This window comes from Kangiella japonica (assembly GCF_039523535.1).
Classification (GTDB): Bacteria; Pseudomonadota; Gammaproteobacteria; order Enterobacterales; family Kangiellaceae; genus Kangiella; species Kangiella japonica.
The window spans coordinates 366788-385676 of the sequence record NZ_BAAAFM010000003.1; the positions used below are offsets into that span (position 1 = coordinate 366788).

Annotated in this window: 13 protein-coding genes; 7 read left to right on the forward strand and 6 right to left on the reverse strand. The window is 45.2% G+C overall.

The window, feature by feature from the left end; all coding sequences use genetic code 11:
• Positions 1-37 precede the first annotated feature (37 nt).
• Positions 38-571: a hypothetical protein gene (locus ABD128_RS05120; RefSeq protein WP_343987493.1), complete on the forward strand. Its 534-nt coding sequence runs from the start codon at positions 38-40 to the stop codon at positions 569-571.
• A gap of 204 nt (positions 572-775) precedes the next feature.
• Here the strand turns inward: ABD128_RS05120 and ABD128_RS05125 are convergent, their stop codons facing one another.
• Positions 776-3163, reverse strand: a complete 2388-nt coding sequence (locus ABD128_RS05125; RefSeq protein ID WP_343987496.1) for a zinc-dependent metalloprotease — start codon at positions 3161-3163, stop codon at positions 776-778.
• Positions 3164-3212: 49 nt separating this feature from the next.
• Positions 3213-5705 carry a M14 family metallopeptidase gene (locus ABD128_RS05130; RefSeq protein WP_343987499.1) on the reverse strand — a complete coding sequence of 831 codons (2493 nt, stop codon included), beginning with the start codon at positions 5703-5705 and terminating at the stop codon, positions 3213-3215.
• Positions 5706-5989: 284 nt separating this feature from the next.
• Between ABD128_RS05130 and nfuA the strand changes: the two genes are divergently transcribed.
• Entirely contained in the window at positions 5990-6568 is a 579-nt protein-coding gene (gene nfuA, locus ABD128_RS05135; RefSeq protein WP_343987503.1) for a Fe-S biogenesis protein NfuA, read from the forward strand.
• A gap of 47 nt (positions 6569-6615) precedes the next feature.
• Here the strand turns inward: nfuA and ABD128_RS05140 are convergent, their stop codons facing one another.
• The 3 genes from ABD128_RS05140 to glnE are packed head-to-tail and all read right to left on the reverse strand — an operon-like array spanning position 6616 to position 11185.
• On the reverse strand, positions 6616-8007 hold the full coding sequence (locus ABD128_RS05140; protein WP_343987506.1) for an aspartate kinase: 1392 nt from the start codon (positions 8005-8007) through the stop codon (positions 6616-6618).
• 44 nt (positions 8008-8051) lie between these two features.
• Positions 8052-8264 (reverse strand): zinc-finger domain-containing protein, encoded by a 213-nt coding sequence (locus ABD128_RS05145; protein WP_343987509.1) that lies wholly within the window; start codon positions 8262-8264, stop codon positions 8052-8054.
• Positions 8265-8290: 26 nt separating this feature from the next.
• Complete coding sequence (gene glnE / locus ABD128_RS05150) at positions 8291-11185, reverse strand: bifunctional [glutamate--ammonia ligase]-adenylyl-L-tyrosine phosphorylase/[glutamate--ammonia-ligase] adenylyltransferase (RefSeq protein WP_343987512.1); 2895 nt, start codon at positions 11183-11185, stop codon at positions 8291-8293.
• Positions 11186-11390: 205 nt separating this feature from the next.
• Between glnE and ABD128_RS05155 the strand changes: the two genes are divergently transcribed.
• Positions 11391-11978: a LemA family protein gene (locus ABD128_RS05155; RefSeq protein ID WP_110199365.1), complete on the forward strand. Its 588-nt coding sequence runs from the start codon at positions 11391-11393 to the stop codon at positions 11976-11978.
• A gap of 26 nt (positions 11979-12004) precedes the next feature.
• Positions 12005-13963, forward strand: coding sequence for a M48 family metallopeptidase (locus ABD128_RS05160; protein WP_343987516.1), 1959 nt, complete (start codon positions 12005-12007; stop codon positions 13961-13963).
• 63 nt (positions 13964-14026) lie between these two features.
• Here ABD128_RS05160 and ABD128_RS05165 read toward each other — a convergent pair whose 3' ends face one another.
• Positions 14027-15556, reverse strand: a complete 1530-nt coding sequence (locus ABD128_RS05165; RefSeq protein WP_343987518.1) for a CYTH and CHAD domain-containing protein — start codon at positions 15554-15556, stop codon at positions 14027-14029.
• 319 nt (positions 15557-15875) lie between these two features.
• Here ABD128_RS05165 and ABD128_RS05170 point away from each other — a divergent pair, with 319 nt between their 5' ends.
• The 3 genes from ABD128_RS05170 to ABD128_RS05180 all read left to right on the forward strand — a co-directional run bounded on the left by ABD128_RS05170 (position 15876) and on the right by ABD128_RS05180 (position 18860).
• On the forward strand, positions 15876-16550 hold the full coding sequence (locus ABD128_RS05170; RefSeq protein ID WP_343987520.1) for a TIGR00153 family protein: 675 nt from the start codon (positions 15876-15878) through the stop codon (positions 16548-16550).
• A 29-nt stretch (positions 16551-16579) separates the two neighbouring features.
• Positions 16580-17857, forward strand: coding sequence for an inorganic phosphate transporter (locus ABD128_RS05175; RefSeq protein WP_343987523.1), 1278 nt, complete (start codon positions 16580-16582; stop codon positions 17855-17857).
• Between the two features lie 394 nt (positions 17858-18251).
• Positions 18252-18860 (forward strand): TIGR04211 family SH3 domain-containing protein, encoded by a 609-nt coding sequence (locus ABD128_RS05180; RefSeq protein ID WP_343987526.1) that lies wholly within the window; start codon positions 18252-18254, stop codon positions 18858-18860.
• Positions 18861-18889: the final 29 nt, after the last annotated feature.

Consider the following 18889-nt stretch of genomic DNA (forward strand, 5'->3'; position numbering starts at 1 on the left):
TCGTAACCGTATTATAGTGTTTTTCGAGGAGTTAGCCATGAATAAAGTAATCATTTCCCTAATTAGCGCGAGCCTATTGTTTGGCTTCTCGCAGGTATCCGAAGCTAAGGAACATAAAGGCCCAAGTGCCGATCGTGGCTCTAGCTACAACTCGAGTAGCGCTCGTGATCGTGGTGTTTCACGCGATCGAGGTCATCGTGGAGCCGAGCGTCGAGCAGACAGCCATAGAGACAATAATGGCAAGCATCGCTATCGTGGCGATAGAGAACGTCGTCGACATGCTGATAATAGTCGACGTCATAGAGATGACCACTATCGCGATAACCGTCGTCATTACTCACACGACCGTTATAGAAATCATCACCGCCCGCGTTATAAGCACCGTCACTATAGACACTACCACCCAAGATCCTACCCAGCGAATGTGTACTACTTAGGTCAAGACTGGTACTACTATGGCGGTTATTACCACCCGTTCCCAAGACACCATATCCATACTAGATATTGTCACCACCGTTATTGGGAGCCGTTAGCAGTAGGCATAATCCTTGGTTCCGTCATCGGTTGGTAATGCAGATTCTAAACATAGAATAAGTATTTAGTTAGTGTTTTGGCCTTGGGTATTTTTGGAACGAGTTCCCCCAGACATACCCCTTAATCCAAAGTAACGCTCTCCCTACTTTAGCGTTAACCCAAGGCCACCTTTCTCTCCTTCTATAAACAAACCAGCATAAAAAAAGCCGCGTAACGCGGCTTTTTAATTGATAGTGATTGATTAAAGCGACATGCCGATTGGCGAGCCAGGTGGTATTTGCAATGGTTTCACATAGTCCACCTTGAACTCACCCGCTTGGTACTTATCGACCAGCGACTTTAACCATAAATAACGCAGCGGATTACGTTTCGCTTGAGTCACTAACCACCCTTCCAACTTGCCAATTTCACTGTGCATATGAGCACGAACCTCAGGAGAGGCCTGCGGATTAGAAGCTGCTATCAGTATGTGTTTTACGGTTAAATAATCGACTCGCTGCTGGATTAACGCGTCTAGCCCTTTCTTCTCGGTACTGCGGAGTGTTGCAACCAAGAGCTCGTTGAGCATAGTTTCTAGCCCCACCTGCTCAGCATCTTGAGCTTTCTGTTGCAATAGACGCGCCATACGATCTGGATTAAGCAGTAGCTTTAGAGTGTGCTGAGCCGCCACATCCGCCATCGCCACTGGATCTAAGCTAGAACCTGTCTGGCTTGGGAAGCTTTCACGGTTTTTATAATAACCGTATGCTTTTGGTGGGATCAGCTTCAAAATATGCTCTGGCAACTTCAACTGCTCGACCTGTAGTGTCGATAGCAACATCTCCAGCGCAGCTTTTTGTTGCTCTTTAGACACAGCGCTGACGGGGCGATAGCTATCGCCCTTAACGCTGTATTCGAAATTAACGCCACCGATTAATTTAACCGCACCTTCGACCTGATAGCGGTCGAATAAATAAAGCGGTACCAGAGTTTCGGCCAACTCTGAGTATGGCTGACCATCTTTCAGGTTGGCATGACCAAAGTTTTGCAAAGCCTGCTGGCGCACTTGAAGCACACGGCTCAGCTCTTGGGCAGCATCAGCGCCATTATCCCAAAGATGGGCCGCAGGATGCGATCCGCCTTGCGGGCGAGCATCTGCGTCAGAAATAAACTGTAAGCCTTTGGCGCTGGTATCGCGCACAATATCGCGCAAGGCTTTGTCTTCCTCTTCAGCTTCAAACTCCGCATAGCCATAGCGCACAGCTTCAATATCCCAACGCCCAATTCCCTCAGCATAAGCATTCTCTAAAGAGATTTTGCCATTGTTCAAGGTCACATAAGGGTGTGGATAATCCATCACCGAAGCACGATTATTAACGCTCGCTGCGAAGTTATGAGCGATCCCTAGAGTGTGGCCTACTTCGTGTGCAGAAAGCTGACGAATTCGTGCTAGCGCCATATCCAAAGCTTTCTGCTGTTTTTCGTCGTTAGTTGCGGCACCAGTCAAAGCATTAGCAATCAACAAATCCTGACGAACGCGCAACGAGCCTAGCGTCACGTGGCCTTTGATAATTTCGCCAGTGCGCGGATCGGCCAAGGCTAAACCATAAGACCAGCCTCGTGTCGCTCGGTGAACCCACTGAATGACGTTATAACGAACATCTAGCGGATCGGCGTCTTCAGGCAGGACTTTTACCTCATAAGCACCTTCTAGACCTACAGCGTCGAAGGCTTGGCCCCACCATTTCGCGCCTTCAAGCAAAGCCGTTTTAATCGGCTCTGGCGCACCTGGATCTAAATAATACACAATCGGCTCGATATTGCCCTCTTCATCGCGCGTTAGGCGGTGACGGTAGATCAGCTTCTTATTAATATTCTCAGTGATAGGAGACGCATAATCCGCATAGGTTAAATCAAAATACCCGCTTTTTGGGTGGAATTTGCGAGGTTTATAACCATCGTCTGGTAACGCCACGAACTGAACTTGTTGCTGTACCGTGATTTCGCTTGGCGAAGGTACGACTTGGCGCACAAATTGACCAGGATTAGAGCCCTTAAAGGTCAGAATCGATTGGAATACGGTGTTTTTAGGGAAGTTCTTGCTACTTGCAGTAACCAATGCTGAACGCGAAGCGTCGACGCTGTATGAGCCTTGCTTGGTCGCCTGTAAACGCTGACTGATGCCATGTAAGTCTTTCGTTAAAAAGCCTGTCATATCAATCAGATGACGCTTGCCTGAGCGCGCTTCAACCTTAAAGCCATAAAGCACTGAGCTGGCGAAAGCCTGCTCCACGGACGAACGCTCGGCTTGATTATCAGTATCGGCTCGGTACCGTGTGTTCAACTGTTTGAGAAAAATTTTATCGCCGTATTTCTCAAACTGCACTAAACGACTTTCACCTAACTGGCCACGGTCTAAGCCAATATCATTAGAGCCAATGCCGTAGGGTAAGCCTGTGTACATAATAAAAGGCTTCTCAAATTCATCCACTTCTAGCCAAATCTTTCCTTGGCTATTGCTCACTTGATATGGAATAAAACCATTAACACGTTTCGATTGATTTCGAATTTCCGACCAGCTAGCTGCATTGACGCTGACGCTGGCAACACAAACTAACGCGATAACAATAGACTGAATAAAACGTCGCATGAACGATTCCCTATACCTTTATTAGCTTTAATTATTGATCACAGCCCGATTAAAAGGCTCTGTTAAAAAACAAACTATTCACCATCAGGCGAGAAGCCCCTAGCCAATAGCCCCTAAACACTGGATTGTCGTTAAACACTACGATACTGCCACGTTCTACGCGCTGAGCCAATACAGCAGGTGTGTTTTTTATGCGCTCAACGTTTTCTTTTGAGGAATAACCCGCAGCCAACGGAGAATCCGTGTAGCTTGCAACCGTCAGAAAATCCTGCGTCGCAGGCTTTAAGACCTGAGTACCGGCCTTGGTGAAAGCTATAGTGTCATTAGTAAGACCATAAGCTAACGGGTGGCTATTGTCCAAGTGTGCCTGATAAATCGCACCACCAATAATGCCTTTAGCGATCACATCATCACGATGGCTAAATTGGTGTCCTTCTGGTTTTGGCTCTTCTGGAACAGAAATCTCGAAGCTGAGTAGCTGATTTCGGATGGCCCACTCGACAGCACCACGGGTCACAATCAGGTTGCCCCCTTCCATGATCCACTCGGTCAGGGCTCGGTGTTCCTCAGGGTTAAGATCCGCATAATAGCCATTCACCATGATTAAGTGGCTATAACGGTCGATGGTATTGTAATCAATATAGTTCGCATTCTGCATCGACAGCGGGATTTCAAGGCGCGTATCCAATAAATGCCAAACTTCACCAGCTTCGTAAGAGGAAGACTCACCACCAATGACCAATAGCGATCGCGGCATGCTGATAGGACGAATACTTGGACTGCCTAAATCAATGCCTTTTAAGGCTAAACCAGAATCGACACCATACACATCAACGCCAGCTTCAAGGAATGACTTTTTGATTAGCGCCACACTTTCGCGCTTGGCCTGAGCGTCGCCCGGTAGCTGAATCACTATCGAGCCGGCGGTAAAGTCAATTTGCTCGCCTTTAGCCGTAAGCGAAAAAGGCTTAGTGCTGACTTTAGGGTTCAGTTGTTGTTTTGCCTTATCTTTCAAGAGACGCGTCAAACCTTTAGCAGCATTGAAGTTATTCCAGGGCACGACTACGGCTACCGGGTTGTCACCACCAAACCACTGCCCTTGCGAGGCTAATACGACCGGTTTTGTTTTTACGTCTGATAAATCGCCAGCATCAAGATGCGTGAAAGACATATTAAAAGCTAACGGCAATGTCCACGCAGAAACGTCATAAAAAGTGTTGTCTTTAAACTTTGTGCGCGTTTCAAACATAGCTTTAATCAAGCCATACTGAGTTTGCTTAAAATCGACCACGAATGATGATTCAGCTGGGTACTCAGTGCCGTCAAACTTAATGCTTTTGGTGACTTGCTTAACCTCAACCTGGTGACTCTGTAATATTCTCAACAGCTCTTGCAATCGGCCTTTATCGGTTGAGCTAAAGATGACGCCTTTAATAGAATCCTTCTTTGCCGCTTTTTCTCGTCCGGCGAAAAAGTCACGTTGATATTTCTGTAACTTGTCTTTGAGGTGTAGCGAGGCTTTTAAGGTCGAAAATGAGGTCGCTACTTGGTTACGAATAGCGAAAGGGAAACTTAAATCGCCATTAACCGATTCTTGCAAGTGCCCTCTTGAGCTCGCTTGCTCGAATAAAATTCCAACGCCACCGTTAATATCGGGGAAGGTCGAGCCTTTGCCGTAATAAAAGTCATCAAAGCCTTCCTTGCTGTAATACGGCGATCCTAAGCTGTCGAGTGCTTTTGCATGAAACTCGGCGATGTCCGCAGTTAAGTCAAAGTTCTCTTGAGAGGTTAGAGGGTTTTGTCGGCTCGGCACGCCCGGCTGGAAAAAGTAGGTCGAGTTGGTGCTCATTTCGTGAAAGTCGCCCACTATGTGCGGTCGCCACTGATAAAAGTGCTCGATACGCGCTTGGCTTTCTGGATGCTGTAGCAACAACCAGTCACGATTTAGATCAAACCAATAATGGTTGGTACGTCCACGAGGCCAGTCTTCATTATGCTCAATCGAAGCAGGGTCGCTTACCAGCTGCTTGCCCTTGTAGCTGTTTACCCAGTGAGCAAAACGCGCCAAGCCATCAGGGTTAAGCATGGGATCAATCATAACGATTGAATTTTCCAGTAATTCTTCGACCCAAGGCTCTTTTGAAGCTGCTAGGCGATAAGCCACTAACAAGGCCGCATTAGCGCCACTCGCTTCGTTGCCGTGAACCGAGTAACCGAGCCATACTAAATTTGGCCCATCGTACTTTTCTGGGTTTTGGCGAGACGCTTTAATCTGTTCAAGGCGAGCAATATTCTCAGGCGAGGATATGTAAGCAGTGATTAAAGGACGATTTTCATGAGTACGTCCAATCTCTTTTAAGGCAACCTTTTCAGACAAATGCGCCAAAGACTGGAAGTAAGCCACCGACTGCTCAGGGCGCACATGCCAAGTGCCCACTTGGTGCCCTAAAATATCTTTTGGTGTTAAGACATCATCGGAATAGTCTATCGACTGGTTGAAGTAATACTCTAATGTCGGCTCTTGAGCCTTTGAAGCTGGCAACAATGCTGCGCAAGTAATTAATATTACTGAAAATAATGCAGTTTTTTTGAAGTTTATCATTATCTGGAGATATTGATCGTTTTCCTTATTCTAACGGTTGCAATTTCAGCTGCAAGCCCTCAGATCCTTTTCATAGGATTGCTTCGGAAAATCGTAGTTTTAGACAAAAGCTATGACTTTATAGTCTATAGTCCCGCCTTGCAAAGTGGGTACTGCAGGCTGTGCATTTCGAAGTCGATTAGGTGTATAATGGTTTCATTAAAAGCAAAATGGTTTAGTTGTATATGATTAATGTTTCAGAAGCAGCACAAGAACACTTCCGTCGCTTACTTGCTGGGCAAGAAGACGCAGATACGGGTATTCGTGTCTTTGTCGTAAACCCAGGTACAGCGCATGCAGAATGTGGTGTTTCTTACTGCCCACCTGACGCGGTGGAAGATAATGATACAGAGTTAAAATTTGATGGCTTCTCAGCGTTTATCGATGAAGAAAGCGCGCCTTATTTGGAAGACGCCGAAATCAACTACCAAAAAGAAGCAACTGGTGGTCAGTTAACGCTAAAAGCGCCAAACGCCAAAGCGCGTAAAGTGGCTGACGATGCGCCTGCAGTGGATCGTATTCGTTACTATCTAGAAGCTGAGATTAACCCAGAGCTCGCCAATCATGGCGGTCAGGTAACCTTAACTGAGTTTACTGATGACGGCATCGTTGTCCTACAGTTTGGTGGCGGTTGCCAAGGTTGTGGCATGGCTGACGTTACCCTAAAAGAAGGTATCGAAAAAACCTTAAAAGAGCGTATTCCTGAAGTTAAAGGCGTTAAAGACGTCACGGAACACGCTGCTGGTGAGAACCCTTACTACTAGGTTTGTCTCCAAATAATATATAAGAAAGGCGCTATTAAGCGCCTTTCTTATTGTATTAAATGATTGTGCAGTAATTTCACAATATCCAGCGCTTCGTCGTCGCTGACGAGGAAGGATAAATGCTGATCGCTTGAGGTTTGACTGAGTAGCAACCACTGCTCCGGTAGCTCTGCGTCGATTTGCAATAAGTGCCACAGCGCTTGGCTCGATGGACAGCCAACCAGTGTAATAATGGCGCTGTGTGACAATAATACGCTACGACACATTTCTGCTAGCTTCACAGACAAATCGTTTAAGATATGTTTGTCGTGAACACTGTTGCTGGTTTCTACGGCGATAACTAAAGACTCTTTTGTCGAAGCCAATAGCTCACAACCAAGCGCCATTTCATTAAAGATGGCAAATACTTTCTGCAAGGTCTTTGGCTGTTGCCCGCGACGCCCTAACAATAAAGTCATGACTGGAACCTGCTGTTTTATGGCAATCGCTTTGACCCAGCGTGAATTTTGCTCCTCGCCGTTAATTAAGGTTCCAGATTCAAGAGGCTGGTGAGTATTTTTGATTTCAATGGGAATATGGTAGGGCATCACCGTGCTCAAACAGCGCGGATGCAACACCTTGGCTCCAGCCTCTGCCATCTCGAAGGCTTGGGCATAACTGACTTGCTCCAACTTTTTTGCGTCAGCTATCTTATTGGGGTCGGTGGTAAACATACCCGCAACATCGGTCCAAACTTCTAGCTTTTTCGCTTCGAGCAACGCGGCCAAGTAGGAGGCTGAAGTATCCGAGCCTTCTCGTCCAAGAAGCACCGTTTCACCGGCTTCATTGCTAGCGATGAAGCCTTGTGTTAACACCACATCATAGTTTTGTGACCACTGCTCGGCTAACTCATGGTCAGGACGAGGATGACAAACGGCATTTAAATATTGATCGTTTATGTTGCTGTGTGTTTCAACTTCCGAAATAAACAAGTCACGGGCATCTAACCACTTCGTCTTCTTATTATCCTCTGCTAACTGTTGCTCGAGAAAAGCGGCACCAAGTGCTGACGACAAAAGCTCGCCATGAGCAACCACTTTTGCGCGCAATGCTGAACTTAACTCGCCACCTTCAACAATGTCTTTCGCAGACTTAGTCAGTGAATTGAGCCAAGGGGCTAAAAGAGATGGCTCAAGCTTTAACTGCTCCGCCATATCTTGGTGGTAATCCTTTAATTCATCCAGTAGTTCATGATGGGCATTACTCGCAGCCAATTGAGCTAACTCTTCAAGACGATTTGTCACATTCTTAAATGCCGAATGTACCACGGCGACCTTCAAGCCTTCCTGCAACTTAGAGCGGATAATCCCAACGATATTATTCCAATCTTCACGACTGGACACACTAGAGCCACCGAACTTTAAAACGACCCATGAAGGGCTTTGTGAATCTTTAGTCATAGTCAAATATTCTTTTTAGTAACCACTTACTTAGTAACAATCAGTTACGACTTCAAAATGAATTTATTACCGCAATAAGGGCAATGCCCCTGGTTGTCCTTTATAGGGATATATACTCGCGGGTGCTGACTCCATAAAGTAACGTCAGGCATGGGGCAACTCAAAGGCAAGTCATCGGAAGTAATCTCGATAGCCTTCTGCTCTTTCTGCTCGGAACCTTTTTCGGTGGCGTCTTTATCTACTCTAGGGTTGTCCACGGTTGCTCCCAATATTTTGTTTAAAATCATTGTACCTTGGCGTTTTTAAAAGTCGAACTCCATAGTTCTAAAACTTGCTCTCTTTCAAAGCGCAGTTCGCTTTCTGCAATGAGCTGAGGTTGACTTTGCAATACATTCCGATTGGCGATATCTCGGAAAGTTCGATAATTATCTATCAGCTGGTCACGAACGTCTTGCGAGATAAAGCCATGTTTCGCTAACAACTGTAGCCAGTCGACATTATTAAAAGGAAGCTGTGTCTTAGGATTAGTATCCATGATTTGCTGTGAGTGCTTTAGTGCCCAATATTGCACTAAAAACTCAATATCCACTAAGCCACCGTTGCCTTGCTTTATATCCCACAATTTCGAATCCGTTTTATCGAGATTGGCGCGCATTTTTTGGCGCATAGAGACGACATCTTCGGCCAGCTCTGAGTTTTGCGTTTGGGAAGACTCGGGCTTAGCCAATATCTGGGCTCTTAAATCCATGTATTCGCCTGTTAACGGTTTATCGCCTGCAATTGGTCGCGCGCGAACCAAAGCCTGATGCTCCCACGTCCAAGCTTCATTATGTTGATACTTTTTAAAAGCTTCAATATGACTCACTAACATGCCAGCGCGCCCAGAAGGCCTCAAGCGAGTATCAACTTCATACATTATGCCCTGTTGCGTTCGAGTCCCTAAATAATGCACCAAACGCTGCGCCACGCGAGTGTAAAACTGATGCAGTTCCAATGATTTTTCGCCAGAATGATCACGCCCAGACGTTTCCGACTGAGGATCGCCTTGATATAAAAACACCAAATCTAAATCAGAGCCATAACCCAGTTCATCGCCACCTAACTTACCATAACCAAGCACTAAAAAGCCCGAAGCCAGGGTTTCATTGCAATTTGGAGGTGCACCATATTTGGCAACCGTTTCTCGCCATGCATACTGCAATAAATATTCGACGATAACTTCCGCCAGATCGGTTAACTGCTGCGAGACGGCGCTAATATCGAATCGTTCGGTCAGATCGCCAGCGGCTATTTTAAACTGACTAGACTGCTTAAAACCGCCGAGTGCAACTAATTGCCCTTCCAAGTCCTCAACCTCTACTCGAATTAACGATTGCCGAAGCTGGTTAGCGAGATCACTTTTACTCAACTGCTTACCAAAGTTGCTCGGAAACAATAATTCATCGAGCAACGACGGATAAATAGATACCTGTTTTGCGAGCCACCTAGAGCGCCCAACTAGTTGTACTAAAAACTCTAACACCGGCAAGTTTTCAGCCAGCATTTCAAAATAAGCGGTGCGCCTTCCAATCCCCTGCAACAACTCAACACAACGTTGCAAGGTAGTTTCCGGCTCAGGCTGACGGCAAGCTTCTAAAAGCAAATGCGGCAACAGTTGGTCTAACCGATTAAGGCCGCGACTACCAATTTTACGCTCGGAAAATTCCGCACGAAATTGTTGTAACAGCTCAATCATCGCCAGAGTAAGCGGTAACTTATTCTGTAGCGCTTGTTGGTTGGACTCTTCTAACCGCCCTTCTATCCAGCGCTTAACTTGCTCGTAGTCTTGATCGAGCTTGCCTTCTTCATGCGGATCGTGGAATAAGCCCTTAAAGAAAGTATCCACATAGTTTTGATGCGCTTTTAGAGTGTCAGTTAGCGCTCGCCAACTGCTTACCCCCATCATGCCAACAATTTGCCACTGTTCAAGGCTATCAATCGGCAACTGCTGAGTTTGTTCTTCGTTCCGAATTTGAAGCGCATTTTCGAGCTTACGCAAAAACTCATAAGCTTTTTGTAAGGGTTCAATTTCTTCCGTGGGTATGAAATTCTGAGCTTCTAGTGTTTGCAGGCTGTGCCACCAGTTTTTAGTTTGTAATACAGGATGTCGCCCACCACCAATGAGCTGTAGTGACTGCACAATAAACTCAAGCTCACGGATCCCCCCTTCACCCAGCTTAATATTGCCCGCGCTATCCTTGCGTAACAATTCGCTGGCGATCTTTTGCTTGAGCTGTCGTATCGACTCCAAAACACTAAAATCAATATATCGGCGATAGCTGAAGGGGCGAATAATATCTTCTAAATCAGACGCTTGAGTATCATTACCACCTAGCACGCGCGCCTTAATCATGGCGAACCGTTCCCACTCACGTCCCTGCTCCACATAATAGTCCTGTAGCGCATTATAATTCGTCACCAAGGCGCCACTTTGCCCATAAGGACGCAGTCGCATATCGACTCGATAGACAAACCCATCGGGCGTAATATCACCCAGTAAACTGATGAGCTTTTGCCCTAAACGGGTAAAAAACTTCTGATTTTCAATGGCTTTTGGCTCACGATCGGTTTCACCGTCCTCAGGAAAAGTGAAAATCAGATCGATATCTGAAGAAAAGTTCAGTTCTCTGCCACCCAGTTTTCCCATGGCTAAGATGAGGAGTTGTTGTTTATCGCCTTTAGCGCACATAGGAACGCCATACTTTTGATGGCAATGGTGCTCGGCCCAACGATAGGCAGCTAGGATTAGGATGTCTGCTAGTGTCGACTGGAAAAAGGTGATGGCCTTAATGTCCTGTCTTTGGCAAATATCTTCAACCGCAATCAGCAACGACCAATAATGTCGCTCTAATCGAAGCTTTTGCTTAATATCAAACTCGGTCAGGCTGGCATCAAACTTACCACTTAAATCATTCAGCCCCTCTTCGATAGACTGACCATTTAGAGCATCGAGTAGCCATTGTGGCTTTTTTATTGCCCATCGATAAACGTAATCACTCGAAGCGAGTACTAACTTAGCCACAGCTTCTAGTTCTTCGTTACTGTAACTATCTGATTGCTCGAGCTCTCGACACCACTCGCTGTAGCGCCTTCTAGCAAGATCTTGTAACGCTTCTGGTAGTGTAAAGTCAGTTCTCATGGAGTTTTGGGTTGCCATTAATTAAGGTGTTTTTGATCTTATGACAATACTTGGAAGGACCCAACAAATCAATTTTTAATAATCACACATTAAGCTGTAAGCCATTGATTATTCGATGGTTACAGTTGTTTACAAAGTAAAAGTAGTTTAAATTAGGCGTCATTGCTAGGATTATAGAGTTGTTAAAAGAAAGGAGCCTTTCCAAATGGGTACTATTATTACTTTGGCTGTGATAGCAGCGTTGGTGCTGTTCTTAGTCGGCATATATAACAAGCTGGTCACACTTCGTAATCGATTTAAAAATGCTTTTGCGCAAATTGATGTTCAATTAAACCGTCGTTATGACCTAATTCCAAACTTGGTGGAAACTGCAAAAGGTTACATGAAGCATGAAAAAGAAACCTTAGAAGCGGTTATCAGCGCCCGAAATGGTGCTGTTTCAGCGAACCAAGCGGCAGCAGCGAACCCTGATGATCCTGATGCTATTAAGCACCTGAATCAAGCCGAAGGCCAATTAACCGGTGCCTTAGGCCGTTTATTCGCGCTATCAGAAGCATATCCGGATTTAAAAGCCAACCAAACGATGGAGCAGCTGATGGAAGAGCTTAGCACCACTGAGAATAAAATTGCTTTTGCTCGTCAGGCCTATAATGATGCAGTAATGGAGTACAACACCTATCGCGAGCAAGTACCGAATAACTTTATCGCCAACCCATTCGGCTTCAAAGAAGCAGAATTGTTTGAGGTTGAAGATGAACAAGTTCGTGAGGCCGTTAAAGTATCGTTCGATTAATTATCAAAACGATCTAACGTTAAAGTATGGACTTTTTTGAACACCAAGCAGCAGCTCGGCGCAAAACCAAGCTGCTGGTTTTTTACTTCCTCTGCGCCGTTATTCTTATCGTTACGGCTCTCAATCTTGCACTCTGGGGTTTATTCAATCTCAGCGGTGGTTTTAGTAATAACGCACAATCCATCAGCCTCGCGCAGTGGTTTAAGGAAAGCTGGTTCTTTTACATTACCATTGGTTCGATTGCTCTAATTCTACTCGGCAGCTTGTATCGTTGGATCAGCTTGGCAGATGGCGGCAAAGCCGTCGCTCGCATGGTTAATGCTCGAGAAGTCTTGCCTGACACCAACGATCTGTTAGAAAGACGCCTTCTCAACGTCGTCGAGGAAATGTCCATCGCCTCAGGAACCTCAGTACCTACGGTTTACGTCATGGATCAAGAAAATACCATCAATGCATTTGTGGCGGGGATTGAAAGTGCCGATACGGTCATGGTGGTTACTCGTGGGGCTCTTGAGCAACTTACTAGGCAGGAATTACAAGGCGTTGTGGCGCACGAATTCAGCCACATTTTCAACGCTGATATGAAGATTAACGTACGTCTAATTAGTATTTTGGCCGGTATTTTAATGCTCGGCCAGGCCGGTTACTTCATGATGCGTGCCTTTCGCTACGGTGGTTCAACCCGCAGCAACAAAGATAGCGGTGGCATTGTCGTTGCCATAGTGATGATTGGCATTTCCGTCTACGCCATTGGCTCTATTGGACTCTTTTTTGGCCGTTTAATCAAAGCCGCCATCTCGCGCCAACGAGAATATTTGGCGGATGCCTCCGCGATTCAGTATGCACGTGATAATGAGGGACTGGCAGGTGCTTTTATTAAGATTCAGCGACAAAGCTCTTTATTGAATAATTCGCACGCTGAAGAAACCAGCCATATGTGTATCGCCGAGCCTATAAAGCTCAGCCTTAACAGCCTTGCCACCCACCCGCCAATTGAAAAGCGGTTATCAGCTATTATGCCTGGTTGGAGAAGTTTTAAAGAGCAGAAAGATCAAGAGGCTGAACGCGAAGCTCGCCGTTCAGTCCAAGAAGCGATACGCGAAGAAGCTCGACAGCAGTCGCAAACACAACAGAAAGGCTTTGATATTGGTGGACTGGCTGACACCGTGGGCAAACCCACTACTATGCACATGCATGCAGCCGGCGCGCTATTGTTGGCTCTACCTGAAGTTATAACTCAGGCGGCACACGGGCATCACTCAAACAGTCATGCCATGCACTTGGTGTTCGCTCTATTACTAAGCGATCATGGTCAAGTCGAAGAAGCCTCGCTACAAGCAATCGAGCAAATATACGGCGCACAAAGTAGCGAACGAATTCTAGAGCTTGCCAGCCACATCACCAAAGATCAGCGCCAGCTCCGTCTCGCGATTTTAGATCTTGCGATACCGAGCCTAAGACGCCTTTCGAATGAAGAGCGTAAACAATTTTTCGGCTTATTGCGTCAGCTCATTCACCAAGACAACCACGTTAGTCAGTTTGAATATGTGCTGTATTGTTTAATTCACAAGCACCTCATCGGCAATGGCGATCAGAGCAACAAATCAATAACACGATTTGGTAAAGTCGAAAAAGAACTGCAAATTCTATTATCTGCAGTGATCCATGCCAGTGGTCAAGATCAGGCCACTAAAGAGAAGGTATTCAAACAAGTCTTTTCCGGCTTCAGTTCAAATGAACTAACATTGTTAGCCGAAGATTTTGATGCTGAGCAATTCCACCAAGCACTCAAAACCCTACGCCGCCTATCACCCATGCTTAAAAAGCCTTTATTGAATGGATTAGAAGAAGCTATAGAGTACGACGGAATCGTAAAACACCTAGAAATTGAACTACTTAGAGCAATCGCCGAATGTCTCGACTGCCCTATTCCACCGATTATTGAAAATTCTCAAAAAGAAGTCTTGGCTTCAGTTCAAAAGTAGACTTTCTTAAAGTATCAATAGCTGCATAAGGTTTCCCTATGCAGCTACTTTATTAACGGTAACTCAATTCCAGTATGGGTTTTTAGACAGAGCTTCTTCGCGCATTTCTTGCAGAACGATCAAGGTCTCAGCCTCGATTTCGGCAATCAACGGATCTTCAACACCCTTTTCTTTTAGAGTTTTGTCGAGATATGCCAGCTGCTCAAGTAGCTGAATGTTGGCGACGATGTCGGCCCAGCTTTGTCGGTACTCACGACGCGCGCGATCATCAAATAAACAACCGAAAAATAGCCCGATATCCAAGGTTCGTGACATCTTAGGCAAATAATTGATGTAGTCTTTGCTGGTGAGAGACACCTTGTCAGAAAGGTGGCGCTTTAAGTCACGCAATAAATGTTGCAATTGCTTTCTAGCGTATGGAAATACTTCTTTTTTCTGAATTTTCTCTAAATTTGACTCACCAATGGCTTCGCGCCATTTTTTTAAATACAACCAACGTGAAAATCGTAGTAATTTCAAGTTGTACGACGGTGTCTGTAGATATTCGACAAATTCTTGGTGCTCTGTGGCAAATTCTTGTTCTAGGCGAGACTCTTCTGGCGTTAGTTCGGAATATTCAAATCCGTAAAGCTTGCTGTTTTTTAGCCAGTTAATTTCTTCCGCAATAACAATGAGCTTAGAAAGGTTTTTGGTAATTTCGCGCCAGTCTCGACGCAGATCTAGCAGGCTATGGCGCGGAATTACCGCAGCAAACACCGAATACATGGTCTGCATAAACATCAAAGCTCTATTCAGTTGTAATACCGCTTCAACACTGGGTTCACGTTTGATTTTCTTGATGTAATACTGCCAATGGCCTAATCCTTTATGAGCAATACTTTCGAAGGCCCCTTCCGCTGAAGTTTTAGAAGTTAAATTTACAATATTTAGACGTTTCGTATATTCTGGCGCGTTATGGCACAGACGATAACCACGTTCGGCCTTGCTTTCGCTATCTAGCGCGAGTCCAAAACGTTCGATGAGTTCGTTACCCAATGCAAAAAGCACGCTGGCGTCGCCATCTTTTAGCTCCAGCTCGACTTCACATAACTCAAGCTTTTCAGCGACGACATCGTCCCCAATGCAATTAATATGCCCCTGATCCAATGCAACCTCAACTTCAGCGCCTTGATAATCGATAGTGACTTGATCGCGCGTAAAATTGGTTGCAAATATAGGTGCTAAAGGGCCATCTTCTTCTTCCGCCTCTTCGAGCAAAATCATCAGGTATGGCTCGTCCACTAGCTCAAGCTGCAGTTTATTCTCAGCAATATCACTTTCAGACTCGTTTCTTTGGTACAAACCACCAACGACACGGCCGGCTGACTTTACAGACTGGATATAACGATCACCGTCTTTGCGAATGCGAAGGCCGATATCCGTTTCTCTCAATCGATGGTTTTTTGTGTCGTAATAGATGTTATGGAGCTGCTTCTGCTCCCACTCTATCGCGGCTGTGTTGTTCTTAGAAGCTCCAACTTCGACTAACCATTGTTTAACCCTTTGAATCTTATCAGTGCTTGCAGACAGCTTTAGTTCTATTTCAATCGACATTATTTATTATGCTTAATAGCAAACTCATGGCCTAAGTTTACAGCGCGAATCACTTCTTGCCAAATCCCTATTATGGGCGCCTTGATTAAAAGCAAGCTATCCTTCCAAAGCCAGCCCCCATAAGCCTCAACTATCACTCAGAATTTACATACTTAATTCAGCAGACGCACAATGATTCCTAGCCCAAGACTAATTCAACCTCAAGTACCTTTGTGCATATTTTTTAGGCAGTTATAGTAGGTAGTTGTAGCCAGCGAATAGCAACTTATCTATAATGTGGCATCAAATTTCATTAAATTAAAACCTTTCTGGGGTAGATATGGCCAACTCGATACTTGATATGTTTGCGTCATCACCGATTCGTCCGATGCAGGATCATATGAGCAAGGTGCACCAAGCCGCCAAGCAACTGGTCCCGTTTTTCGAAGCAGCTTTAGCCAAAGATTGGCAGGAAGCTGAAAAGATAAAAGATGAGATTCGTCAACTGGAAAATGATGCTGACGATTTAAAACACGGTCTTAGAATGCAATTGCCAAAAGGCTTATTTTTGCCTGTTGCAAGAACTGACTTGTTATCGCTTCTCAGCAAACAGGATAAAATTGCTAATATTGCACGTGACATTTCGGGCCTAGTGTTCGCTAGGAAAATGGAGTTCCCAGAAAATATTCACAGCGACCTACTTGGCTTAGTTAAACGCTCTATAGATGCTTCTAAGCAAGCATTCAAAGCGATTAATGAGCTTGATGAGTTACTCGCTACTGGATTCCGCGGCCGTGAAGCTGATCTCGTTGAAGAGCTCGTATCACAGCTGGATGTCATTGAGAATGATACAGACGAACTGCAAAGAGCCCTTCTATTCAAGATTTTCGAACAGGAAGAAGAGCTTCCACCAGTCGCTGTCATGTTTATGTATAAAGTGATTCGTCAAGTCGGAGACCTTGCAGATAGCGCTCAAAGCGTTGGCTCGCGCTTCGAAATGACCGTCGCTCGCTAAAGACAAATCAAGTTCAGTAGGGGGAACTTTTGGATTTTATATTACAAAACTCAGATACCATTATCTGGATCGCCGTAGCCTTTGGCTTCCTTATGGCCTTCGGGATCGGAGCCAACGACGTTGCCAATGCCATGGGGACGTCAGTTGGCGCAAAAGCACTAACTCTAAAACAAGCAATCATTGTTGCTGCAATATTTGAGTTTGCAGGTGCTTACTTAGCAGGAGGCGAAGTCACAAAAACCATACGCAAAGGCATGATTGACCCCACTTACTTTTCGGGGCAACCAGAACTCTTAATTTTCGGTATGATGGCAGCGCTCTTGGCAGCAGGCATCTGGTTATTGATTGCCTCCCGTCTCGGCTGGCCAGTTTCAACCACTCACTCCATCGTTGGTGCAATTATCGGTTTCGCGGCGGTTGGCGTCAGTTTTGATGCTGTAAGCTGGGGCAAAGTCGGCTCTATCGTTGGTAGCTGGGTCGTCACTCCTTTATTGGCTGGTGTTATTTCCTTCCTGATCGTGTTAAGCGTTCAAAAATTGATTCTAAACACTGAAGATCCTTTCCAAAAAGCTAAACGATACGTTCCTTTTTATATGTTTTTAGCGGGCTTTATTATCGCCCTAGTGACCATTATGAAAGGTCTGAAGCATATTCTTAAGGATCAGAGCATCGTCTTATCGACTGCGGAAATGTACTTTATCGCCGCAGGTGTCGGTCTGATTATTGCTGTTATTGGTGCTCTTTTCATTAGCCGTATAAAGATAGATAAGCAGGAAAACAAAGAGTATCACTTTGCTAGCGTTGAAAAAGTGTTTGCTGTTTTAATGATTGTTACCGCTTGTGGCATGGCCTTTGCTCACGGTTCTAACGATGTGGCAAACGCTATTGGTCCTTTGGCTGCTATTGTTAGTGTTATCCAAAGTGGCGGTGAAATTGGTGCAAGCGCAACCGTAGACCCTCGAATCTTACTAGTAGGTGCTATTGGTATCGTGATTGGTTTGATCGTCTTAGGTAGCCGTGTAATGGCAACTATCGGCCAAAAAATCACTCACCTAACGCCAAGCCGTGGCTTTGCTGCCGAGTTAGCAGCAGCATCAACGGTCATCATCGCAAGTGGTATCGGCCTACCGATTTCTACTACACAAACCCTTGTTGGTGCGGTATTAGGTGTGGGTATGGCTCGTGGTATCGCTGCCTTGAACTTAGGCGTAGTTAGGAACATTTTTGTGTCTTGGGTAGTGACATTGCCTGCAGGCGCGATTCTGTCAGTTATTTTCTTCTACATCTTCAAGGCCATCTTCTCGTAAGCTGAGCCGATGTAGCGTCAAAAAATCGATTGAAATGTTTAGAGGTGGTCAGCTTGTCTGACCACCTCTTTTTATTTCTCGACTTTGAATATACACCATACTTGGCTCATCACTTAAAAAACCTTCTTTTTCAAGCTCTTGACGCAAGTTAATAATCTTGTAAATGGGCTCTAAACACCTTCTCACAGATACTCTGTACCCCCTATAATACCTTCGATCAGGGTAATTCCTGTTGTTTCTGAGGGGCTGACTTCGAGCGCAAATCGATGGTTTTTGCAGTGACCACTATTTTGCGTTATCTAGAAAAGTTCTGAAACGCGAATTTACAGGTTGCCTGGGTAGAAAAACCTACTTATACTCCCCCCTTGAACCGTTTAATCTGACCAGGATTGATATGTTACGTATCCTGACTTTATGGGCAATATTCTTCACATCTGCGCTATCCGTTGAACGGGTTAATGCCGCGGAAGAAAACACCTCTGAAAGCCCTCAAGCATCGACAAACTTTTATATCTCAGACGATATTGGCGTAGTTCTGCGAAGCGGGCCGACCAATCGTTATCGAGTCACAGGCAAAATAGCGGCCGGCACCCCTATCACGATCTTAGAACGTGATGCTGCCAATAAGAGCAGTAAAGTCCAAGTCGCTAATGGTGATACAGGTTGGATTCAGTCCGATTACATCACCGATCAGCCCACTGTGCGCGCCAAATACCAACTGCTTTTAGAAGAAAACAATAAACTCAAGCAGCAGGTTGAAGAGCTCGCGCAGGATATCGCTGATAAAGCCAACATTATTCAACTTAATAATAAGTTACAACAGCAAGTCTCAGAGCTCGAGAATGAGCGCAACATACTCAGTCAGCAAGCATCTTTGCAAAAAGATCGTTTTCACAAAGATGTTTTTTATGCGGGAGCTTTAGTGTTACTGTTTGGAATGTTTTTAAGTTGGGTAGTATCAAGATTTAGTCAAAAGAAACGTCAACGATCCGGCTGGCGTTAAGGTTTATAGGTTTATGTTTTAGGTATATA